Annotated in this window: 25 protein-coding genes, 2 tRNA genes and 1 pseudogene; 10 read left to right on the top strand and 18 right to left on the bottom strand. The window is 55.6% G+C overall.

Annotated elements, in window-relative coordinates; genetic code table 11:
* Positions 1-44: 44 nt before the first annotated feature.
* Positions 45-121, bottom strand: a tRNA-Met gene (locus GWK74_04280).
* A gap of 117 nt (positions 122-238) precedes the next feature.
* Positions 239-397, bottom strand: coding sequence for a hypothetical protein (locus GWK74_04285; protein ID QHU90702.1), 159 nt, complete (start codon positions 395-397; stop codon positions 239-241).
* 164 nt (positions 398-561) lie between these two features.
* On the opposite strand from GWK74_04285, the gene GWK74_04290 reads away from it, so the two are divergent.
* The 4 genes and pseudogenes from GWK74_04290 to GWK74_04305 all read left to right on the top strand — a co-directional run bounded on the left by GWK74_04290 (position 562) and on the right by GWK74_04305 (position 3,293).
* Complete coding sequence (locus GWK74_04290) at positions 562-1,293, top strand: hypothetical protein (GenBank protein ID QHU90703.1); 732 nt, start codon at positions 562-564, stop codon at positions 1,291-1,293.
* Entirely contained in the window at positions 1,293-1,592 is a 300-nt protein-coding gene (locus tag GWK74_04295; protein ID QHU90704.1) for a hypothetical protein, read from the top strand. Before GWK74_04290 ends, GWK74_04295 begins: the two co-directional genes overlap by 1 nt.
* A 7-nt stretch (positions 1,593-1,599) precedes the next feature.
* A complete protein-coding gene (locus GWK74_04300; protein ID QHU90705.1) occupies positions 1,600-2,976 on the top strand; it encodes an FAD-dependent oxidoreductase in 1,377 nt (458 codons plus the stop codon).
* A gap of 17 nt (positions 2,977-2,993) precedes the next feature.
* Positions 2,994-3,293: pseudogene (locus GWK74_04305) on the top strand (divalent cation tolerance protein CutA).
* Between the two features lie 3 nt (positions 3,294-3,296).
* On the opposite strand, the gene GWK74_04310 reads toward GWK74_04305, so the two are convergent.
* From GWK74_04310 to GWK74_04325, 4 genes are all read right to left on the bottom strand, one after another.
* Complete coding sequence (locus GWK74_04310; GenBank protein QHU90706.1) at positions 3,297-3,851, bottom strand: hypothetical protein; 555 nt, start codon at positions 3,849-3,851, stop codon at positions 3,297-3,299.
* 129 nt (positions 3,852-3,980) lie between these two features.
* Positions 3,981-4,057: transfer RNA gene (locus tag GWK74_04315), tRNA-Met, on the bottom strand.
* Between the two features lie 28 nt (positions 4,058-4,085).
* Positions 4,086-4,526, bottom strand: a complete 441-nt coding sequence (locus GWK74_04320) for a hypothetical protein (GenBank protein ID QHU90707.1) — start codon at positions 4,524-4,526, stop codon at positions 4,086-4,088.
* A gap of 624 nt (positions 4,527-5,150) precedes the next feature.
* Positions 5,151-5,843 carry a hypothetical protein gene (locus GWK74_04325; GenBank protein QHU90708.1) on the bottom strand — a complete coding sequence of 231 codons (693 nt, stop codon included), beginning with the start codon at positions 5,841-5,843 and terminating at the stop codon, positions 5,151-5,153.
* Between the two features lie 277 nt (positions 5,844-6,120).
* Between GWK74_04325 and GWK74_04330 the strand changes: the two genes are divergently transcribed.
* Positions 6,121-6,555: a hypothetical protein gene (locus GWK74_04330; protein QHU90709.1), complete on the top strand. Its 435-nt coding sequence runs from the start codon at positions 6,121-6,123 to the stop codon at positions 6,553-6,555.
* Positions 6,556-6,657: 102 nt separating this feature from the next.
* Here the strand turns inward: GWK74_04330 and GWK74_04335 are convergent, their stop codons facing one another.
* Complete coding sequence (locus GWK74_04335) at positions 6,658-6,858, bottom strand: hypothetical protein (protein ID QHU90710.1); 201 nt, start codon at positions 6,856-6,858, stop codon at positions 6,658-6,660.
* 215 nt (positions 6,859-7,073) lie between these two features.
* On the opposite strand from GWK74_04335, the gene GWK74_04340 reads away from it, so the two are divergent.
* A complete protein-coding gene (locus tag GWK74_04340) occupies positions 7,074-7,364 on the top strand; it encodes a hypothetical protein (GenBank protein ID QHU90711.1) in 291 nt (96 codons plus the stop codon).
* Positions 7,365-7,389: 25 nt separating this feature from the next.
* Here the strand turns inward: GWK74_04340 and GWK74_04345 are convergent, their stop codons facing one another.
* The 10 genes from GWK74_04345 to GWK74_04390 form a co-directional block, all read right to left on the bottom strand.
* A complete protein-coding gene (locus tag GWK74_04345; protein QHU90712.1) occupies positions 7,390-7,680 on the bottom strand; it encodes a hypothetical protein in 291 nt (96 codons plus the stop codon).
* Positions 7,681-7,742: 62 nt separating this feature from the next.
* The gene (locus GWK74_04350; protein ID QHU90713.1) at positions 7,743-9,197 is read right to left on the bottom strand and encodes a hypothetical protein; all 1,455 of its coding nucleotides are present in this window, start codon (positions 9,195-9,197) and stop codon (positions 7,743-7,745) included.
* A 332-nt stretch (positions 9,198-9,529) separates the two neighbouring features.
* A complete protein-coding gene (locus tag GWK74_04355) occupies positions 9,530-9,904 on the bottom strand; it encodes a hypothetical protein (protein QHU90714.1) in 375 nt (124 codons plus the stop codon).
* A gap of 19 nt (positions 9,905-9,923) precedes the next feature.
* Positions 9,924-10,727, bottom strand: coding sequence for a hypothetical protein (locus GWK74_04360; GenBank protein QHU90715.1), 804 nt, complete (start codon positions 10,725-10,727; stop codon positions 9,924-9,926).
* Positions 10,728-10,914: 187 nt separating this feature from the next.
* A complete protein-coding gene (locus GWK74_04365; protein ID QHU90858.1) occupies positions 10,915-13,065 on the bottom strand; it encodes a type IV secretion system DNA-binding domain-containing protein in 2,151 nt (716 codons plus the stop codon).
* A gap of 62 nt (positions 13,066-13,127) precedes the next feature.
* Positions 13,128-13,370 (bottom strand): hypothetical protein, encoded by a 243-nt coding sequence (locus GWK74_04370; GenBank protein QHU90716.1) that lies wholly within the window; start codon positions 13,368-13,370, stop codon positions 13,128-13,130.
* Positions 13,351-13,620, bottom strand: coding sequence for a hypothetical protein (locus GWK74_04375; GenBank protein QHU90717.1), 270 nt, complete (start codon positions 13,618-13,620; stop codon positions 13,351-13,353). Before GWK74_04375 ends, GWK74_04370 begins: the two co-directional genes overlap by 20 nt.
* Positions 13,617-14,210, bottom strand: coding sequence for a methyltransferase (locus GWK74_04380; protein QHU90718.1), 594 nt, complete (start codon positions 14,208-14,210; stop codon positions 13,617-13,619). Before GWK74_04380 ends, GWK74_04375 begins: the two co-directional genes overlap by 4 nt.
* A 316-nt stretch (positions 14,211-14,526) precedes the next feature.
* Positions 14,527-14,778: a hypothetical protein gene (locus GWK74_04385; GenBank protein QHU90719.1), complete on the bottom strand. Its 252-nt coding sequence runs from the start codon at positions 14,776-14,778 to the stop codon at positions 14,527-14,529.
* Positions 14,775-15,113: a phosphoenolpyruvate carboxylase gene (locus GWK74_04390; GenBank protein QHU90720.1), complete on the bottom strand. Its 339-nt coding sequence runs from the start codon at positions 15,111-15,113 to the stop codon at positions 14,775-14,777. Before GWK74_04390 ends, GWK74_04385 begins: the two co-directional genes overlap by 4 nt.
* A gap of 302 nt (positions 15,114-15,415) precedes the next feature.
* Here GWK74_04390 and GWK74_04395 point away from each other — a divergent pair, with 302 nt between their 5' ends.
* The 3 genes from GWK74_04395 (at position 15,416) to GWK74_04405 (ending at position 19,264) form a co-directional block, all read left to right on the top strand.
* On the top strand, positions 15,416-16,195 hold the full coding sequence (locus tag GWK74_04395) for a hypothetical protein (protein ID QHU90721.1): 780 nt from the start codon (positions 15,416-15,418) through the stop codon (positions 16,193-16,195).
* A 366-nt stretch (positions 16,196-16,561) separates the two neighbouring features.
* On the top strand, positions 16,562-17,845 hold the full coding sequence (locus GWK74_04400) for a hypothetical protein (protein QHU90722.1): 1,284 nt from the start codon (positions 16,562-16,564) through the stop codon (positions 17,843-17,845).
* A gap of 519 nt (positions 17,846-18,364) precedes the next feature.
* Positions 18,365-19,264 (top strand): hypothetical protein, encoded by a 900-nt coding sequence (locus tag GWK74_04405; protein ID QHU90723.1) that lies wholly within the window; start codon positions 18,365-18,367, stop codon positions 19,262-19,264.
* Here the strand turns inward: GWK74_04405 and GWK74_04410 are convergent.
* Positions 19,258-19,398, bottom strand: coding sequence for a hypothetical protein (locus GWK74_04410; protein ID QHU90724.1), 141 nt, complete (start codon positions 19,396-19,398; stop codon positions 19,258-19,260). The two genes, GWK74_04405 and GWK74_04410, sit on opposite strands and share 7 nt — an antisense overlap.
* A 136-nt stretch (positions 19,399-19,534) precedes the next feature.
* Between GWK74_04410 and GWK74_04415 the strand changes: the two genes are divergently transcribed.
* A complete protein-coding gene (locus tag GWK74_04415; protein ID QHU90725.1) occupies positions 19,535-20,449 on the top strand; it encodes a hypothetical protein in 915 nt (304 codons plus the stop codon).
* Positions 20,450-20,557 lie beyond the last annotated feature (108 nt).

Genomic DNA, 20,557 nt, shown 5'->3' on the forward strand with positions numbered 1-20,557 from the left:
TGAAAATACCGCGGCCCATGCAGACCGCGGATAAAAAACAATTTTGGTAGCACCGGGTGGACCCGAACCACCGACCTCAGGCTTATGAGTCCTGCGCTCTAACCAGCTGAGCTACGGTGCCACACGTCACCAATTGTACCAAACGAATCAGAAAATCTCAACCGCCTCGAAAGCCTACTCATCAGGCGGGGCCTCAACTGCTCATCAAATAAGGCCAGGCAAGTTTCGCCCCCGGCGACTAGGCCACCAGCTCTACGCCCTCTTCGTCCAGCAGCTCCAGTCGCCGCATCACCAATGAACGCAACTCCTCGCAGGTCCGCCGGCGCTGCCACGTCCGCAGCCGATCGTTATTGACCGTAGCTAAAAATTGCCCAAGCTCGTGCTCAGCGATATCCATATTGTTACCTTTCTGTGTTTGTTAAACCGTGGTTTTACTATAGCACAGATTTGACATAAGTGCAATAGTATGACAGCTCACACAATCACTCGCTCGACATCACCTATCGTCTTCCCTCGGCAAACCGCTTGTGATAAACTGGAGGGAGAGGATTTTACACAAACATGACCCCGGCTATCATTTCATCACTCGCCATCGTCGCCTTCTCGGCACTGATCCACGCTAGTTTTCAGCTCAGCGTCAGCGTCTTGACCTTGCTCAGTGGCCATTCCCTCGGCAAGCAAACCGCCCGCCGGAAAGTATTGCGACTGATGAATGGGTTTGTGTGTGGAGTGTTGGTGCTGACGGCGCTGCTGATATCAGCGATCGTTTACTATCTGTCGCTCGTCATTCATCATGCCGCGCAGGCTGAGCAACTAGTGGCAGCCATTGTCTGCGGGCTGATGGTCGGGCTGGGCGTGGCGACTTGGGCAGTGTACTACCGGCGGGGTGAAGGTACAGCCTTGTGGCTACCGCGGAACTTCGCGACCTACCTATCAAAGCGCTCAAAAGCGACGCGTCACAGCGCCGAGGCCTTTAGTCTCGGGATGGCGAGCGTGGTGGCTGAATTACTGTTCATCATCGGGCCGATGACAGCGGCGGGGCTGGCAACGGTCCTATTACCATCAGCCGAGTGGCGCCTCATCGCCATTGCCCTTTACGTCGTCATATCACTACTATCACTGATCGTCGTATTAGTGCTGGTCGGCAGCGGCCATTCCCTCGCCCATCTGCAACAGTGGCGGATGGCGCATAAACGTTTCTTGCAATTTGCAGCTGGCGGCAGCTTGATCATCTTGGGCGGCTTTTTGTTCGTTGATCGAGTGCTCGGCATCGTCAGCTACGGAGGTTTTTGATGCCAAGCGAACACCCAAACCGACCAATCATCGATGTCGTCAAGCGCGGCAAGCGACCGAGCGAAGAGTTTGACCCGACAAAACTCCACCACTCTATCATGGCGACCTGCCTGAGTATCCGCACGCCCGAAGGCCAGGCTGATGACATCGCCAAGTCAGTCACCCTCGGCGTGATGAGTTGGTGCGAGACCCGGCCAGAAATTACCACAAACGACATCCGACACCGCGCGGCGCAGTTACTACAGAAACTACACACCGACGCAGCATTTGTTTATCAACACCATAAGACGATCATGTAGGGGGCACATGGCACAAAAACCAACTTTTGACTATGATGTAATTGTTATCGGCAGCGGCGCTGGCGGTTCACCGGCCGCAACTGTCTTGGCACGCGCTGGCAAGAAAGTCGCCATCATCGAGCGCGGTACCTTTGGCGGCGAATCCCCAAACTGGGGCGACATTCCGACCGGCGCCCTGCTCTACACTGCCGACGTCTATCACGAGGCCAAAACAGCGGCCAAGTTCGGCCTGCGCACCAGTACAGTCGGCTATAATTATCCATCGCTCCTCGCCTGGAAAGACACCGCCATCAAGCGCACTGGCACCGGCGGCAACCGCAGTTACTACGAGAAACAAGGCATCAGCGTCTTTACCGGTAGCGCCCACTTTCTCAGTCCCAACGAGATTACCGTCAATCGCCGCCACTTATCCGCGCGCAAATTCCTGATCGCCAGCGGCTCAACCTGGCGCGATGATCACATCCCGGGCCTCGACGAAGTGGCCCATCACACGCCACAAACCATCCTCTCGCTCAAGCGCCCGCCCAAAACACTGTTCGTTGTCGGCTCTGGCACGACAGCGATGGAGTTGGCATATTTATTCTCGACCTTTGGCAGCAAGGTGTATGTCGCCGAGACCGCCGGGCGCATCTTGCCCGAGTTTGACCAGGAAGTTGGCGAGCTGATCGCCGCTGACGCCAAGGCACAGCGCGGTATGAACATCCTCACCCAGACAAAGCTGGTCGCCGTCCAGAAAGACGGCATCGCAAAGCGCGTCACCTACGCTCGTGGCGGCCAGCAGCATTCAGTGCGCGTTGATGAAATCCTCGTCGCCGACGACCGCCTACCGACGACCGACATTGGCCTAGAAAATGCGGGCGTAGCATATACTGAACATGGTATTCAAGTCAGCGAAGCGATGCAGACTTCGGCACGGCACATCTTTGCGGCTGGCAGCGTCGTTGACCTTCAGGCACAGACACACACCATTCTCAGCCACAGCCGCACCGCTGCACACAACTTACTACACCGTAATTTCATCGCGCTTGACGATAGGCCGCGTTTGACGATCGCCTTCACCGACCCGCAGATCGCCCGAACGGGACTAGACGAGGACGACTGTCTGCGCCGTGATTTGAAAGTAAGTATTGCCCTTGCGCCACTGACCTTGACCGCTCGCAGCAACATCACCGACCGACGCAGTGGGTTCGTCAAATTGATCAGCGACAAAAAAGGCGTCCTGCTCGGCGCCACCATCGTCGCACCAGGCGCTAGCGACTTGATGACTGGCCTCAGCCTCGCCATCCGCCACGGCCTGACCGCCAAACAACTGATGAGCACACCAAACTGTTTCACCGCCTGGTCAGAGGCGGTACGCATTGCGGCGGGGAAATTGGCAGCGTGATGAGGAGTGGATACTCCATGACCATGGTGTCAGTAGGAAAAGAGAGCGAAGCGAAGAACATCGCCAAGGCTCTCGTCGAGCAAAAACTGGCCGCGTGTGTGCAGCTGCTGCCGATTTAGTCAACCTACATTTGGCAAGGAAATTTTGAATGCGATGCAGAGATCTTGATGCTTATCAAGTCGCGTAAGGATAACTTCGCAGCAATTGAAAGAGTAGTCAGGTCGCTCCATAGCTATGACGTGGCAGAGATAATATCGTTTGATATCGCTGCTGGATCACGGCCGTATCTTGACTGGATCGATGAGACATGTAGATGAATGCTAAACAAGAGCATTCTCAACAATATATTGAGAGGCATCTGCAAGTTTCTCTTTCCACAGACGATCCTTTAAGGCCGCACCCCCGAGAAGCTTCCTTCTAACACTGAAAAAAGTTAATAAATCCCAGGGATCGGGCTTCTCCCCGTCCAAACGTTGCATCTGCACATCATGAAGTAAACCTACCAACGGCGATACTCTATTACTATCAAACTGAAAGGTCGGATAAAGGTGATATCCGTGATCAGGAACTGCAAGAACGCTACCGCGGCGCACCGCAGCAAGTGTAATGCTGGAAGCATACTCCCCACCACCAAGTTCTTTGACTGCCTCTTCTGTCGTCAGGAATTGATTTTCTTTCAAGAGTTGATTTCTCGCCTCATTGGCGCGTGCAATTGCCCTGAGGTACATCTGATACCCTGGCGACCTCGAATTACTCAAACCATCAGGACAGCCCTCTCTAAAATCTCTATCAATCTGATTCCTCCACTGAGCATCGATTTCTGAAGGAAACTGTCTAGCGGGTAGTTGAGGCAATGAACTTAGACGCTCTGTCATGATGTTCTAATATAGCATGACCAGGTCAAAAAGGCTAGACGTAGCCACCCCAGCCAATTTACACCACGACTTCACATGTATCAAAAACAAAAACGACCTCAACTCATGAGGCCGAAAAATCAATAAACATGGTTGCGGGGGTAGGATTTGAACCTACGACCTTTTGGTTATGAGCCAAACGAGCTACCAGGCTGCTCTACCCCGCGGCACATTGTCCATCTTAGCAAACACGAATTATTTTTGCAAGTTCTGACTCGTCCGCCGCGAGCCAAAGAGGAAATTAATCCACTGCTGGAAGTTACTGGTCGGTTGTTTTTGCGGGGTGTTTTGGGCGGTCGGTTGCTGCTTGGCCGCGTCGGTTGACGGCACGATCAGCAACTTTTCGCCAGGCGAGCCACGGCCCAGGCGCTGGCGCACTGCGAGATCGAGGTATTCGTCACTTTCATAATATTTCGATTCATATGCCAACAGCTCGGTGCGTAATTTCTCGACCGTCAGCTGGTACTTTTTTTGATCGACCATCTGTTGCAGTTCATAATTACGCTGCATCGACTCAATCGACCCCCACGCCCAACTCAGCGCGATCAGCGCCGCCGCCGCAACCACAACATTATTCAGCGTCAAATAATCGTGACGCACGTGGTACCAAAATCGTTTGAGTTTCAGCATGTTCATGTTGGTTTTATCAGAAGGTATGGCTATATTATGAGGGGTTGGGTGGGGTTAGTCAAGATGGGGGTATACTCAAAGGATGCTATTGGATGTGTAAAATCAGGCTAGTCTTCTACAAGCATACTTCTGCGAGGAGTTCGGCCTTGATGACTTATGTAGTTATTCTTCAAGTCCTCCAAGGTTGCCAAGCCTGCGGGAGGATACATTCGAAGTCTACGGCTCTTTGCGATGGCCCTTTCTTTTTCTTGCATGGCCTTTTCTCTTTGCTGTCTCTCTATTTTGGATATCCTACGTCTTCGCCCTGTCAATGAGGGGTTGGGTAAAGGGGTTCTTTGAAAAGCAGCACGCCTTCTCCACCCTCTGCCGGAAGGTTCACTATTTACTGCACTCAGAGCTTCCTTCCCAAGCTGTCTCTCGCACGGATATGGCTGTCCGCATTCTCTGCACTTCGCTGTCTCCACCCCTCTGTCTGCTGGCGCCACCTGCTGTTCTTGTACTGATGACTGATTTGGATATAAATTCTCCGTCATAATACTTGATTGTAGCATGGATGGTTAAAAATTAGGAGAGACCAGCTCGTAGCAATCTAGCGAAATTACCAGTCCATTCCGACGGCCTGAAACGATCTCAATGCACCAGTTCCGCAAACTCGGAAGAATTCACATAGTCAAACTCACATGCCAGATGGTCGCTCAGGAGGTTGTTAACATTCAAGGGGCGCGGCACCGCAGCGCCGAGATATATGGCGGCAATGAGCGCCGTCGATAAGCTGTGGCGAAGATTGAGTACGGCAAGCTTTTCAAAAATATCCGCTTGATGTGTTTCGAGGTAGGTTTTGTGTAGCTTGGTCATCGAGCCTTTCGCGAGTTCTGGCTGCGTCACGTCAAGCCCCAGATCCTCGGCCACATCGACGAGGCGCCGGCTGGCTATCGGCGTCAGACAATCGACGTCGTACCTCGTGTCAATTACCGCCTGATTTTGCCGCCGCTCTCTCCACTGGTTGTACAGCCAATCCACCTGCTCTGTTGCAACTGGCGACGACCGTTTCAGTACTGATAAATCGGCGCAGAGTTGGTGACCCGCAAAGGTCACGCTGGACAATGTCCGCGAGGAAGCGATATCTGACTCGATCATTTCCAGAAGCCGCGGCACCTCGTCCTCTGATTCCAGATAGACTGACTTGAACCCAAATTCGAGCAGGCTCTGATCCTCCAGTGAATCAAAATGTGCAAGGTCAATGATGGCCCACGAGTAGCAAAACGGTTTTGATGCTCCCCGAACCCGGAAATTCTTTGTCCACTCAACATCGAGCGCAGCCACGAGACTTCGTTCCCGACCAAACGGGCGCTCTGGGTCACCAAACGGGCGTTCCGCTCACTGCAAGTTTGTTCTCAGGTGCATCGACTTACGTATCCTCCTGGGACGATTTTAACTCACATAGATGCTTTTACCAAGGCTTTAGAAAATGGTTACCTAAAGGGATAACATTACGAATCTTGATAGCACAAAACTCCAGCTTAAGGACACCATTTCTTGCACCCAAAGATCCGAGTAGCTATTGCTTTATTTGCACAGCTAGCTTATATTTACAGTAAATATGAGCTCAGAATTCAAGCCATTGCCGCGTTTAGACCTAGGACAAACACACCCTCTTGGCCCCAATCCGCTGGACGACTCCAAGAAGGAGAGCGCAGCGATGACTAGTGATGCCGCAACAGCAGAGTCATGGACAAGTTATAACTTGCCACACATCGAAGCCCTTAAAAGCAAGGCCCACGAACCTGGAATTCCTTGGCTTGTTAAGGTTTTTCGAGTATGGCGCGCAAATAGGGCTATCGAGAAGCGCAACAATAAGACTTTTTCGAATATCGGCGTTGCCACCATCAACACCCTAGAGAGCGGTCGTACCGACGGAAAGCGCCTAGTCATCTTCGAGAGGGGTGATGATGGGAGAGAAGAAGTGGTATTTGAGCCCACTATACCTTATCCAAAGCTTCGCCAAGAAGGTCGGCATAGCAGCCAGCGGCGATGATAAACCTGCTCGACATGTTGCAACTTGCCCCGACCTTCCCCCGCCAGTAACTTCACTGGAATATGCCGACTTAGCTACTTCAAAATCCGTAATGCCCAGGAATTATCTCCTCAAAGACTCCTGCGCATCATCAGCAGCGAAGCGGATCGGGTACATACTCGCTTCTGGAAATTCTCTTTTGAGTTCGGCAGTCAAATCCTTGTAGTGCATATCGGGGTTCTGATCCAACAGCCTAGTTGCAGCCCGAGACAGATTAACATAAAGCTCGTGTTCCTCGCGCAGCATTTCCTTAATATTCCGCATTACGGTTCTTTCCTCTGGAAGCTCCAAATCCCTCATATTATCTCCTGTCTCCGTTCGCTTGGGTTATATTCGTGGTGGCCCTCACTGACACCCTCTCGAAACAATGGCAGCCGCTCCTCGACTTGGTCGCGAGCTTGCCGCCCAATTTTACAACCTCTGATCAGGGTTCTGCTGTGTCGCGCCTGCCTCATAGGGTCAAGTTCACTTCGCTTACCTTGGCTCAGCGCGCTGAGGTTGCTCGTCTCTACGCGATCGGCGTGTCGGTGCCGGACATCTGCGCGCGCTTTAACATCACGAAGAACACGGTCATCCGCCTTCGCAAGCAGGCTGGCGTCCCTCAACGGGAGCGCGGCCTCAATGAAGCTCAAGGCGACGAGGCTGAAGCAATGTACATCTCGGGCAAGTCCCTCTTGACCATCGCCAAGCATTTTGGCACCGGCGTCGGCGCCGTCCGAGGCTGCCTGCTGCGGCGCGGGGTGAGGATGCGGAGGAGGAACGGGGCGTAGCGGGTCGCAGCACGAGCTATCTAAATTAGGAGCTCTCTTCCTCCCCATCCTCTATTTCAAACCCTCCCAGGGCTATAAAAGCAGCAGTTCCTCTTTTACGTATTTCGCGGATAGCATCAGGATCCCCGTTGGCTGCTTGTTCAGCCTCATATGTTCCCTTGAGGATCCTATACACCTCGCGAGTTCGCGGGTCGGGAACACCCATAAATATGTCAGATGTGAAGCCTTCGGGCTCCGTGAGCCCTGAGTGGACATAGGTTTCAACGCCGCCGCTTGGCTTCCAAGGAATTTCCTTGTCCTTACTTCGCCTCTTCATGTTGAAGAATTTCCTTCCCATATATGTCTAGTTTTCCATAGATACGACAGCAAGTCAAGGTTTCAATAAAGAGCTCCGCCGAAATACTCCCCCGAAGTTGAAACCTTTTTCAATGAATAAGCAATATTGACAGCTCTTCCGATCAGCCAGATGGCGGCAATTGCTTGTAGCACAAATATTATCCATCCTCCTAGGTCTGACCACAGGAATATCGAGGACTGCTTCGTATGAAGCCAGACTAAAAGGATCCCTGTCGTGATACCAATGAATCCCGGCATTCCGCGAGACAAAATTGGCAGCTGATGGCCACTCTTCCCACTAGGCGACGGATTGGCTATTGCCCCTACTGCCACAAGGGCGAGTAGTATCGAGGATAGATCAGAAGATTGAACCAGAATGCCGCAAATAGTCATGAGAGTGGCCACTGTTGCCAAAAATGCCATACGCAGAGTTGATCGCCCGGGAAGTTCGTGATGACGTATTCCTAGATATATAGGATAAGCTTCTTTCCTTGCGTCTCCAATAAAAACTCGAAAGGACATTCCTCCGCGATAATTTACCGCCCAAGAGAAGGCATCAGGAGTTTTCTTCCTGATCTCAGCTAGCGCCGAGCGGGAGCCTCTCCTCCCACCATAAGCTCCATCCGAATGCTCGCGTCTTCTTTTACGCTTGACCACAGACACCCGTTTAAAAAATTGTCCACAAGGCGAGTCGGCAGAAACAGTATAATTCTTAGTACGTTTTGCCCAGGGTAAGTGCATTCGGAGAGAGGTTGGGCGGCCGCCAAGGGCGTAGTAGCGGGCCGGCAGGGTTCCCTTGGAGGATTGACCGCTCAAGTATTCCAGTTTTCCCTCAGTCAGGTGTCGAACCGCCGTGAATGAAAGAGTTGCTTCGCCGCTAGATGATAGGGGGACTTGGACGAGATAAAGGTATCTCTCAGTAAGTCTGGCGCATAGCTCATATATTCCTTGAGCTATCATTGAATTAAAATTAACTCCGTCATACTTATCGAATATCTTCAGCCTTCCGCTGTTGTCAAATACATCTGCGAGCAGGTTCTTGGCCCTAGATTCGGATGCGTCAGGAATCGCCAAGAGACTGCTCTGCGCTCTGTATAATTCTTCACATATATCGCCAGCATGTTTAGAGCTACCCACAGGAGACATTTTTATGCTGCCGCCTAACTTCGAAAGCTGCCAAATGATAAGCTCTTTCGAGACGGAAATGTGTTGTTGATGCGTGAGAGTCGAAAAGCCTTGATCGCCAACATGAGAAATTGTAGCCATAAATCCTTTTCGCGGATGCTGAATATCTATGTAGATAAACCCAGGTTCAACTGCGTACTCGGGCGCGGATATGTGCAATGTAGTCTTGGCCATAACTGCATCTCCAAGAAAATCGCATGTTTCGTGAATACTATGGATCAGATGCTCGGGACTTCGCATAACTTCTAATAGTGCGACTACTGCTGGGCTAGTATTTGTTTCCTCAACGGAAATAAATGGCTCTTCCGACACTCTCGCGGTCTCCTTGTCTAAAATTTAGCCATGCCAAAGTGACGCCCGCAGCGCTTACCAGCGAGCTCCCCAACCAGAGTAGTCTACAATATGAACAAGCGTCTTCCTAATGTTGTTTCAGGTTAAAATGTTGTGCCGCTGTTCCCAGAAGTCGGCAGAGGCGATGGGTGATGGCGGTTGATGCACTGACTCGACGGGGTGGCAGCCCGTAGAGTAATGTTGAGTTAACCCCTCGCCATCTAGGGCTGTATCGTGCCGTCCGCCCGCCACGACCGTCCTGTCGTGCTGGCTTCTAGCATCAGGGACTCCAGTAACATGTCGAGGCGATGGCCCTATCGCTCAAACACATGCACCCCATCTTCGTTTTCGATGATGTCGAAGCAGCGGGTGACGTCTTCCCAGATGGCTTGGTAGTTCCAGCGGATGTAGTCGGTTGGGATGCCGATGGTGTTGGTGATGGTTTCGAGTTGTTGGCTGAAGATGTCTTCGACGAGGGTTTCGATGTAGGCGCTGCGGTTTGGCCAGCTGCCGTGGTAGCAGTTGGTGAAGTTGTGGTGCCAGTCTGGGTCGAGGGGTTGGTTTGGTGGTTGTCCGGTGAGTTGGCGCCAGGCGGTGATGGCGCCTGCTGGGTAGTTGTGTGGTGTGGTTTCGGGTGTGTTGTCTGGCTGGTGATTGCCGGTTTGGGTGTGTCGTGGTTGGTGGTTCATGGTGTCTTCTCCTTTCTGGTTAGTTGTTCAGCACGTCTTTTACCTCTTCTAGGGTGATGGCGCTGTGCATGCCGGTCGGTAGTGTGGTGTCGCTGGTCAGGATGCGGTGGAGTTGTTGCTTGCGGGCGGGGTGTGGGGTGATCCAGAGCACGCGGGGGAAGATGCCTCGGGTGGCTTGTTCGGTGCCGGCTTGGTAGTGGCGGTGGTAGGCGCGGGCTTTGGTGGTGATGCGGGCGGGGTTTTCGGTGGCGAGGTCGATTTCGCACCACCAGTGGTCTTGGTAGCCGTTGGTTTCGGTGATGAGGCCAAGGTCGGGTTTGACCCATTCGGGTTGGCCGTAGGGGCCGAGGTGGCTGCGCCAGCAGGTGGGTTCGGGTTCGATGTGGTGGATGGTGAAGTGGCTGTGGCGGGCGGTTTCTTCGATGGTGATGCGTGTTTCGGTGATGGCGAGGGTATGGGTGAGGAAGCCGAGGGATGGTTCGTGCCAGCGTCGTCGGGTTGGGGTGCCGGTGTCGGCGTCGTGGCGGGTGATGAGGCGGTGGCCGGGTTCGGTCAGGTGCCAGGTGGCGGCGGCGGAGCCGGCGCGCATGCCGCCGATGCGTCTGGTGAGGGCACGGATGAGGTGAAGCGTGGCCAGGTGTTTTGTCAGGCGGCTGGTTTGACGTAGGGCCGAGGCGGGGCTGGCGTGGTGGGGCCTGAGCAGCCGGGCAAGGTGGCTGGTGGTGGCGAAGCGTTGCTGGGCGAGGAATCGCAGGACGGTCATGGCGCGCTGGCTGAGACGTGCCATGAGGTGGTGAAGTTGGTGCTCGGAGATACGAATCATGGGAGTCCTCCTTTCACGATGTGGTTAGAGAGAGGCCCGGCTCTAGTGCCGCTGGTCGCTGGCCGGTGCCGGTGTGGTGGCTGCCTCGGTGAAGAGGTAGACAGTCGTGTCCCGTAGTTGGTGGTTGAGGGCCGGTTGGCGGGGTGAAGGCTGGTTGGTTCAGTGACGCGACTGGTCAGGCGATTGGTCACTTCTGGCGGCGTTTGGTCGGAGCTAGGCGACGGCCGAATTCACCCGGTGATGTTGGTGGTGCTGGTGGTGAGGTCGTTTCGGTGGCTGGTGCTGTGGGGATGGGGTGGCTGGTGAGTTGGGTCAGGGCAGTTTCGGTTTCCTTGGCGGGGATGCCGTAGCGGTGGCGGCTGGCGGCGCGTGCGTCGATGGCGGGGCGTTGGCTCGGGTGTGGTGGCAGGGTGATGCCGGAGATCCAGCCGGTTTCCTGGCCGTCGACCCACGCGGTCGAGTAGGTGGCGTAGCGCGGTAGGCGGATGAAGTCGAGCGGTTCAAGGCCGGATGTCATGGCGGCCATGTCGCGGGCGTCAGGGGCGGCCAGGCCGAAACAGATTTTGTTGCGGGCGTTGGCATCGATGGCCGCGCGCATTGCTGGGGTGAGTTGGTTGCGGTATTGGTGCGCCAGGTGCCAGGCCACGCCGAGCGAGCGGGATTGTGCCAGGGCGTCTGCCAGGTCGCCGGGGATACCGTGGAGGAAGTCGTGGACTTCGTCGACGTAGATGCTGACCAAGTGGCGGCGTTCTGGCGGTAGTGCGGCGCGGGACAAGATGAGTGGCCAGAGTTGCCCGATGAGCAGCGACCCGAGGAGCCGGGCGGCCTCGCTGCCGATCACCCCTTTGTTGAGGCTGACCAGCAGGATGGTGCGGTTGGTGAATACCTCTCGGAGTTGGAAGCGTGGCTGGGTCTGTCCGAGCACGGCGCGCAGCTGCGGGCGGATGACGAATTGCTGGAGTTTGTTGAGGACTGGCGCTATCTCTGTGGCTTGCTGCTCTGGGCTTTTAGCGTCGAATTTCGCCCAGAATGCTGATACACCGAGCGGGTCGTGAAGCTTGCGGGTGACCATGCGCCGGAAGGCAGGGTTAGTCAGCAGGCTGGGGATCATCACTAGGGTGGCTGCCGGGCCGCCTACCTTGGCGAGGGTCAACAGCGCGGCGGTCAGGATTTCCTCGGTGCGGATACCCCACGAGTCGGCGAACACGGCCTTGCAGGTTGCCAGGAGCGCATCGACGGTCAGCTCCGGCTGCCTTGTAGCGGCTGCCAGCGGATTCAATCCAACCGGGCCGGGGTCGGTGGGATCCAGCACCACGACATCATCCACACGCTCGGTCGGGATCCGCTCCAGTAGATCGGTGACCAGGTCGCTTTTGGGGTCAATGACCACCACGCCGCGGCCGGCCGTGATGTCGGCCAGTGCCAGATGCTCCAGCGCCGTCGATTTACCAGCCCCAGTCGGGCCGAGCAAGACCGTGTGGAGCAGTGCATCCCGCGGAGGAATCCCCAACGCGACCGGCCTGCCGGGTGCACTGGAGCGAGCGAATACCCGCCCCGCCAGTCGTTGATGCATGCCAGCCAGCCAGTTCGGTGGCGGGATCTGCCGAGGCGATACCGGCGGCAGGCCGGGCAAGTCTCCCTCGCCAACCGGCCAACCGGTGAGGGAGGCGATCTCGGTGCTGCTCAGCTGCAATCCGTAGTACCACGGCCGCCGTACCTGGTGGAGTTTGGCGGGATCCTCAGGCCACAACCGCAACCGCACGCCGGCCGCCTCGATGGTGCACAGCGCCCCGAACAGCCGCTGGATCAGTGCCCGGGCCTTTTGGGGTGTGGCTGCTTCGGCGCCAAGTCGCACACTCACCAACGCGCCGTGCTGCCGGCGGCGTTCGCGTACCCGGGCGAGTTCATCACCACTGGCAGTTCGGGCTCCGTGGTTGAGCAGACTCCACCACGACTGCCGCGCCTCGAGGGGCGGACGCCGCGACAGCATCGGCGCAACCCGCCCACCGATAAACAGCTGCAACACCAGCTGCTCGCCGGTTCGGAGCCCCGACAAGCCAGCCAGCAGCGCCCGAGTCACCGCTTCAATCCGGCTGGTATCCAGCGCCAGTAACGGATGCGTCACCTTGAGGCGTGCCGCCCGGGTCACCGCCCGCCGCACCCCGGCCTTCACCGTCTGCATACCGGGAACTAGCTCACCCAGCAGCGACTCCACCACGCGGATACACCTGACGTCGGCCGCGATCTGAAAGCGGATCGTCTCGTTCGTTGCCCGGGTTTCAATGACCAGCGACCCCAGACCAGGATCAGCCACCAGCCGATGCATCAGCTGCTGCACCATCGTCCATTTCAGCGGCCGCGGCCAATACAACTCACGCCAGCACCATCGCCGCTTGCTACTCACGATGCGCCTCCATCATCCGGGGCAGGGGCACTGACTCCGCCAGCCTCATCAGACCCAGCAGGGCCGTTGGCCTCGGTGGTTGCTTCTGGGGTTTGTTCGATCCGCCACAGCAGGTACATCGCCAAGGCTTTGGCCAGTTCACGCCGCGAGATCGGGGTTTGCCACAGCGGCACCACCCGCACCTGCGATGACCGGGACGTGCCGCGGCCGACCTCTCGTTTACGTCCACGCCTTGCCATGTCGACCTCCTCGTCGTTTCACCACCAGAACCGGTTTCGCCACCACCACATCAGCCCCCACGCCCCGGCGGCGACGAGCCCGATGCCGCCGGCAACCAGCATCACGGGCAGCCAAATCCTGCCCAGAACGCACAACGTCATCTCGACGCATACGGCGCTTACCAGCAGCGACAGCGCGCCGGCGAGTAGCCTCGTAGATCGGTTGTTCATCCCACCACCAGACATCAGTTCCTCCTCGCATCCGTTTCATCGCTGCAGTCCCCCGAGCTGTTTCATTCCGTCCTGGTTGCGGCCGGTATCACTGGGCACCGGATACCCCGGAATGACAATGTCAGCATCAACCTGGTTACCCCACACCGACCAATCCGCCCGTGACTCCGGACGCCGGCGCGCAAACAACTCCAGATACGGCCCCCGCGACACCCTCTCGATAACCGCGAACTGTTCAGCCGGTTTACGGGAATGCTCCCGCACCGGCGCGGTGAACCACGTCGGCTGCGACCGGAAATTCACCGGCTCTCGACCACGCGTACAAAACAACAACTGCTCCGTAGCGTTACGCAAGGAATACCGCCCACCTAGCCCCAGCCGGAACTTGACCCACGTCAGCGGCGAGCGCACCGTGAACCCCCACGCCTCCGCCACCTCATAGGCCTCCCGGAGCAGGCCATTCGTCGTCCACAACCACAAATGCGCATCCGCTCCCACCAAACTTGCCACCGGCAACTGCCTGATCTGCTCCAGGCTCATCATCGGATAGTGTTTCCCACTCGACTGACCCGGCCACGGCGGATCCGCCAACACCGTTCGGAACTGCTTGTCACAACCTGCATACTGCATACAACCTCCTCCTTCTTCATTACAATTGGTTGGTATAAGCGCCCCGGATATACCTCGTCTCAACCCGGCACCTCCGGAAGACGGCATCCGCCCGGGGCGCTACCTGTATTACGACGCACTCAACCCGAGAAAACAACCATCCACTCGGACACAATTCCCACCGATCGGACACCCCGACCACCCAGCCCCACCACAGAAATAGCAGGGCACATTCAGTAATTAAGGGACACAAAAACCGCTATTGTAGAAAACGCAACACCCAGCCACCAACCACGATCATCCGCCCTAGGTGGGCTGGGTGCCGCGTCCTCAACCATCACGACCGGCGCTGCAACTCCTCAACCACCCGCCGCATCATCTCCCCCTGAACCCGGAAAGCCTGCTGCCTGAGCCGCCCAGCCACCAGGCTGGCCTCGCGCTCAATACGCCGCCGCTCCGCTCGAGCCCGCTCCTTGGTCAGCCGCCGCTCATCCCGCCAAACCTCCACCAACCCCCACACCACCAACCCCAAACCCACCAGTCCGAGGACCGCCATGCCAACCAGCCCGAGGACTGCCAGGCCGGTCACTGGAACCTCGCAATAGCCTGCGCTGCACCAGTGGCATACGCACCCAACAACGCTTCCAAATACGGCGCACTCTCCGGCGCAACCTGCACCAACGCCTGACCGGTCATCACCAGGTTGCCGACATTGCCCATCGCCTGATTCGTCAGCTCCGCCCGAGCTCCGTCAACCGCCCTGACCACATCACCTCGACCAGCCGTCCACTCCAGCTCACGCTGCACCGCCCGGGCCAGCCCCCGCGGTCGCCCACCCGCCCCGGTCACCGACGAGGCCAAACCAGGCCCAGCCGCCCGAGCCGATCCAGCACCAAACCCAGACGTAGGGATGAGATCCGACATGAGAACTCCTTCCACACCACCCGCCACCACCAAGCAGCGGAGCCGGTGTAACTTGCGTAGGAAGCCGGTTTGACTTCACGCCCCAAGTCCAACCCACAACCCCACGACCTGTCGTGACATGAAAGTGACATCCCCCGAGCACCAGAAGCCCCGAGGAACCAGGACGTGCCTCCCTCCGCGCACAGAACGACCCCCGGTGGGGCTTGGCCGCAAGGCAGCACGTCAGCCGCAGAATCCCTAGCCAGCAGGCAGTCAAAGAGGCTCGTGAATAAGCCCTAAGCGTCCTCGGCTAGGCTGCCCAGATGAGCAGCAGCGACAGTGCTGAAAGGAGCGGCCGCGCCGCCGAAGATGCCATCCACCAGGAACTCCGCGCTGCCCGTAAACGCCCCGGTGGCCTGTCGCCGCAGACCATGGCCCAGTGCCCGGTCATGTGCGACCTACTCGGCAACGGCGACCCCGAAGTCGCCTTGGTAGAGCTGAACCACAAGATCATGGAACTGATCGACTCCGACGACGACATCACCGCCGTGGAGGCCGCCAGCTACTCCCTCGGGCTGTGTACCGACGCCGACACCCACCTCGCCCGGCTCGAAGAATTCGGGGCCAAACACTTCCTCGACCAACGCCAAGCCCGCCGCTACAGCGACCGCGGCCTGCTCCAGCTTGCCCGGCTGATCTCCACCCACTGGACCACCCAAACCGTCCCCGAAGCCACCCTCATCCTCATCGGCTTGGACGAAACCCAAGTCGGCTTCACCATCCAACTCCGCTGCCAACACCACATCCACATGCACCCACCACAGCTCAGCCTGTGGCAAGACAACGCACCCCAGCCCACACCCCTAACCCCGGCCTGGACCACCACCTCCCAACCAGAGGCCCTGTGGCACGAGCAGGAGCTGGCTGAACCAGTCGTTGTCCAGCTCCAAGGCCAGACCACCATCCGGCTGGTCTGGCGAGGCGAAACCTGGCCCAAATTCACCATCGTCCTCACCGGCAACATCCACGCGGACATGATCAAGAGCCAGACGCTAGGGGCAGCTTGTGCAGTGACAGTGGTGGATACGGAGCAGCCTCACTGAGCTCCTGCAACACGTTGACATCTTCAAGACAGGACTTAGGACTGTCCCTCCTGCTAGATGACGGAGGGGATCACTGCGACACGCCCGCGACGATTTGCCTAAGAGCAGTCAAGCATGTCATAATGTGCCATGGTACCCGAGGGGAAAGCACCAAACGCACCTTCGCTGACGACGAATTTCCGGGCGAAACCTGGTAATTCAAGGCTGCTCTGGGATCCTCAAGCACATAGCACTGTGGGAGAGTTCTGCCACTTCTACTTGTTGAGTAGTCGAGATGGTCGTGGTGCCGATCTCATGGAAGCTGTTACTTCCTCTCTTCGCAGTATCGGCATTCATGGTGCTACATGCCATATCGTTTATGGACCCATGGATCTACTAATTCGCGCATGGCTTAGTGAATCGAAACGCATGGCTTTTCTGAGAACTGTTCAGCAGCCAGTACTTGATCTTCGGTTGGATCAATTTGTCGAATTCAAGGCTGAAGCCGTTGATTACGTCGATTGCGGGATTAGCCAGGCGGATTCTCCGCCAAGTTTAGATGCAGTTAAATCATTGGTTGAAGCATTCTGGGACACCAGCGAAGAGGACCAAGCCAAGCTTGAAACAGCTGTGCAGCATGCATTAGAGAGGAAAATACTTCATAACTACCAGTCTCCGGCAGGTTGTAAGGTATACTTATTCGTTTACGGGGCTAAGGGGAGAATCCTAGAGAAGACTGAAGTGGAGACTCTCAGTCGTGCCCTACACAGAGAGAAAGCAAGGCATATCACAGTCTACCGGGGCGCAGGTTTCTGTATCGGTGTTGTTAAGTTTATATCTGACGACTACGATGACACCCTGAAGGCTGTTCAGGCGGCTCAGGAGGCACTGGCGCAAGGAGGCCTCTACTGTTGGTCTCTCGTTCCGCCTGGACGTAACGAGACCGAAGAAGGCGAGACTCTACACCTGCCGGATAGCGAGGCTGAGAGTCTGGCTACAAGCCTCATGGTCAGCGCCGATATACCTGAAAATGAAAAACCAGCCCTTTCTGTCAAAATTGAGGGTGCCCTTGGAAAAGAGGCAACTAGAGAGCGCGTTAGGGAGCTGATCCAGAAGGCCGAGAGAAACCTCAATGGACAACGAGGTCGGCAACGTTTTAGCAGCATTCTGTGTGGAGTATTTGCGCGCGATGCCCGATCGATCAATCAGCGACTCTCTTTCCTGATTAGTATTGAGAGTAACATACGTGGATACTTGACGAAACTCGCCAAGGCCAATGTTTCACTTAGTGAATTGAGTAGGTGGCCAGATGTGTCTAGTCACCCTCTTCAAGAGAAGAGCACCTCAAAATGGAGAGAGGCTCTTGCGCGCGAAGAAATTACCACCTTGGAGTTTCTAAAATCGCTTGATCTGCCAATCATGATTGCATATATTGACTCGCTCCGCAGAGATGGTATTATTGACTATACAGGGGATGATGCACCCTTGGAGGAGTGTGTAATTCATGCAGAGATGATCCAAGGACTTCGTGATCGATACGCCCATGGCGTCATTCTTGACTTGGCACTAAAGGAGAGTCTCGACGATGAAATGTGGGAAATACTCACTGACTTGATCATCGCCATCAAGATTCAGATATCTCTCGAAGAATTGCTTGAAAACCCTGATTGATAAAACGGTTATATTACAAGGAGGTTGTATAAAATTGTCACAAATGGAGAATGATCACGTGACGGTACGTCTTAACCCTCAACCAAATAAGCCCTACGAAGAGCTTGTGGTTCTTCAGAGGTCAGATCGATCACGATCTATGGATGAAGGCAATGTGCTTGATTCGGATCCATCTTCAATAGAAGTAGAGGAACGGCATCTCTTGGATCTGCTAAGGCGTCAGGTTCAAGACTTGGTATATTCCCCGGGATCCATCAGCGCAAAGCAGACCGTGCTGGGGGTGCTTGTTCATGGCATACCGATGACTCTTCTTGAGATTGCCTCATTGGCAAGAGGGGATATCCCCGAGATTCGACGTGACCTCAGTGTCTTGAGACAATTAGGGTTTGTCGAAGTAGACAGAAATCCGAAGGGCGAACTACTCTATCAGATAAGCCGACCCACGGAGAGCACACGTGCTGAACGGACTCGGGTATCTATGGCGAAGCTCGCACTAGGCTGATCATGAGTGCGTAAGCCATGCTTCTCAAAATAGGGGGAGCTCTGTTTGGAGCGTTGGTTGCTAGTGTGACTAGTATTCTCGCTCTTGGTTTTGGCGATTGCGTGACTCGCCCTAAGGCAGTACTTTGGCCAGTATTCCGCAAACGATGGCGAATGTTACTCTTGATTGTCGCTATTGACTTGGTCTTATCAGGGTTAGTAGTGGGTCAGCTTATTGGCGTCGCTCTTTCGTGCTCTTGTTTTAAACCGGGAAATCCGTGGATTGTGCCCGCAGAACTGGTACCCTATGTACTAGGCGGGGCCATCGGGGTATTTGGGTTCGGATTGGTTCCAGACTGTGACTTTTTTAAGCGTTTACGAAATTCCACTCTTGAGGGCGAGGATAAATCCAGCGGGGCAGAGTCTGCGAGAGAGGCTCACCTTGAATCAAAATCAGAGGAAGCGTCAAGAGAGACCGCAGTTAAGAATCTAACAAAAGCGTTTTCCGGAGAGATCTCCGGCGAGCTAGCGGCAATGGATAGGGCTCATCGCCGATGGCGGAGGGCTTATATTACATCTGTTCGAGAAGCGGTTGAGTCTGAAATGAGATCCATTAAAGCTGGATGGCATAATCAACTCGAAATGGCTTGGGCGAGTTACGGCAAGCGGCATCCACAAATTATGTTTACACTAATCTCGCAATGTAGCAGGCAGAGTGGTCCACAATGGGCTAAGGCGAGTGTCAAAGCTAAAGGGGCAATGGAGAGGCTTTCAGAGGCCGCCAAAACCTTCGGTAAGGCAACGCAAGATTATGCATTGAGCGAAAAGTGCCTGAACCTGGAGGAGCAGGCAGATCCTGTTTTTGAGGCATTGCTTAATTTGGAGCAGTATGATTTTTTGGCCGACCGCCTGGCTATCAAGCTGTTGTGGTCTCAGTAACCTGCTTCGACACCTGCATTACGGACGCCGACCCCGAGGCCCCTCTCGCCGCCTAGTATCCCCGCATCAAAGTTGGCCATCAGCTTAGCGCCACCAACGCCCATGCCGGAGTCGTGAATGCTGCTGTCAAACATATCAAACGCACTAGACAGTCAGTCTGTCAAACCCTTATTCTGTTACATAGCGCCCACCGGACGCGGTCGCATAACTTGATTAGCCTAAGCGCCACGGTCAACCGCGAACAACCCATATACATGATATGCTTCACCCATGACTAGTCAACAACTTAACATCCACCAAGTCATGGCGGACATTGCAGGTTCTGATGAAGAAAAGGTTCTTCTAGGTCTAGCAACTACCAATAGCGGCGTGGCGATGATCGACACCCTACTTGATGACAAGATTAGTAGTACCCCTAGATGGATCATTCACCAGCTGAAGGAACTAGGTCTAGTCACGGGGAGCTACCAAGGCCTCATGCATATAACGACTACAGGAAGAGAGGTAGCTAGTCGCGTGCAGCGCTCCCTCGAAAATGGCGAACGACGAGATGAGCGTATCCGTCGCGCCTTGCTTCAAGCAGTGAGTAGCGGAAACCCTGTTGACAGTGCTGCCGGAATCCCCACTTTCTTGGAAGAGCCGTTCCCTGACATATCCGAGAATGACTTCCTCGACGCGTTCAGCTGGTGTGACCGCCATGGGCTTCTTGAGGGTTTTGAACATTGGGGAGGAAAAGTTGCAAAAGCACTCACTGCTAGTGGCAGGGAATGGTTGAAGTCTAACCGCCTTCTGCTCGATTCGCCAGTCGTACCAATCGGAGGAGCTAAAGTGACCTATACAGACAATCGTGGGAGCATCTCTGTTTCAGGGGACGTGAGCGGCGGCGTACAAGGCGGCAGTCATAATGTTCAGAACGTGACTGTCACTATCGGAAGTGACTCGGCCCAGCTGGTTGAGCTCCTGACAGAAGCCCAAAAGCTGGCCAGTGAAGTTGATGCTCCTGAAACGAAAAAAGCGCTTGCGGATGCATTGGATCTAGCGAAGAATCCATCAACCGAGCGAGGTCGTGTTCGAAGTCTGGTAGATAAAGCACTGACCGCCGCGGCAAAAGCTCTTGGAACGGAGGCGGGGCAGAAGCTAATGACCTTCTTGACGGTATCAATTCTGCCTTTGCTGCCAGTGTAATTTCCGTCCTTGTTCATGAGGTTGTTCAAAGGCGCTCGCATCCCTGGTCAGGGCTATGCACCTATCCGGGTGGAGCAGTTGCAAGAGGCGCTGCGGCTGGAAGAGTAG

Source organism: Candidatus Saccharibacteria bacterium oral taxon 488, from assembly GCA_010202115.1.
GTDB lineage: Bacteria > Patescibacteriota > Saccharimonadia > Saccharimonadales > Saccharimonadaceae > Nanosynbacter.

Excerpts from the sequence above, each read along its gene's own strand:
- GWK74_04285 (QHU90702.1), bottom strand. The coding sequence starts at position 397 with ATGGATATCGCTGAGCACGAGCTTGGGCAATTTTTAGCTACGGTCAAT.
- GWK74_04290 (QHU90703.1), top strand. The coding sequence starts at position 562 with ATGACCCCGGCTATCATTTCATCACTCGCCATCGTCGCCTTCTCGGCA.
- GWK74_04295 (QHU90704.1), top strand. The coding sequence starts at position 1,293 with ATGCCAAGCGAACACCCAAACCGACCAATCATCGATGTCGTCAAGCGC.
- GWK74_04300 (QHU90705.1), top strand. The coding sequence starts at position 1,600 with ATGGCACAAAAACCAACTTTTGACTATGATGTAATTGTTATCGGCAGC.
- GWK74_04310 (QHU90706.1), bottom strand. The coding sequence starts at position 3,851 with ATGACAGAGCGTCTAAGTTCATTGCCTCAACTACCCGCTAGACAGTTT.
- GWK74_04320 (QHU90707.1), bottom strand. The coding sequence starts at position 4,526 with ATGAACATGCTGAAACTCAAACGATTTTGGTACCACGTGCGTCACGAT.
- GWK74_04330 (QHU90709.1), top strand. The coding sequence starts at position 6,121 with ATGAGCTCAGAATTCAAGCCATTGCCGCGTTTAGACCTAGGACAAACA.
- GWK74_04335 (QHU90710.1), bottom strand. The coding sequence starts at position 6,858 with ATGCGGAATATTAAGGAAATGCTGCGCGAGGAACACGAGCTTTATGTT.
- GWK74_04345 (QHU90712.1), bottom strand. The coding sequence starts at position 7,680 with ATGAAGAGGCGAAGTAAGGACAAGGAAATTCCTTGGAAGCCAAGCGGC.
- GWK74_04355 (QHU90714.1), bottom strand. The coding sequence starts at position 9,904 with ATGAACCACCAACCACGACACACCCAAACCGGCAATCACCAGCCAGAC.
- GWK74_04360 (QHU90715.1), bottom strand. The coding sequence starts at position 10,727 with ATGATTCGTATCTCCGAGCACCAACTTCACCACCTCATGGCACGTCTC.
- GWK74_04370 (QHU90716.1), bottom strand. The coding sequence starts at position 13,370 with ATGGCAAGGCGTGGACGTAAACGAGAGGTCGGCCGCGGCACGTCCCGG.
- GWK74_04375 (QHU90717.1), bottom strand. The coding sequence starts at position 13,620 with ATGAAACGGATGCGAGGAGGAACTGATGTCTGGTGGTGGGATGAACAA.
- GWK74_04380 (QHU90718.1), bottom strand. The coding sequence starts at position 14,210 with ATGCAGTATGCAGGTTGTGACAAGCAGTTCCGAACGGTGTTGGCGGAT.
- GWK74_04390 (QHU90720.1), bottom strand. The coding sequence starts at position 15,113 with ATGTCGGATCTCATCCCTACGTCTGGGTTTGGTGCTGGATCGGCTCGG.
- GWK74_04395 (QHU90721.1), top strand. The coding sequence starts at position 15,416 with ATGAGCAGCAGCGACAGTGCTGAAAGGAGCGGCCGCGCCGCCGAAGAT.
- GWK74_04400 (QHU90722.1), top strand. The coding sequence starts at position 16,562 with ATGGATCTACTAATTCGCGCATGGCTTAGTGAATCGAAACGCATGGCT.
- GWK74_04405 (QHU90723.1), top strand. The coding sequence starts at position 18,365 with ATGCTTCTCAAAATAGGGGGAGCTCTGTTTGGAGCGTTGGTTGCTAGT.
- GWK74_04410 (QHU90724.1), bottom strand. The coding sequence starts at position 19,398 with ATGTTTGACAGCAGCATTCACGACTCCGGCATGGGCGTTGGTGGCGCT.
- GWK74_04415 (QHU90725.1), top strand. The coding sequence starts at position 19,535 with ATGACTAGTCAACAACTTAACATCCACCAAGTCATGGCGGACATTGCA.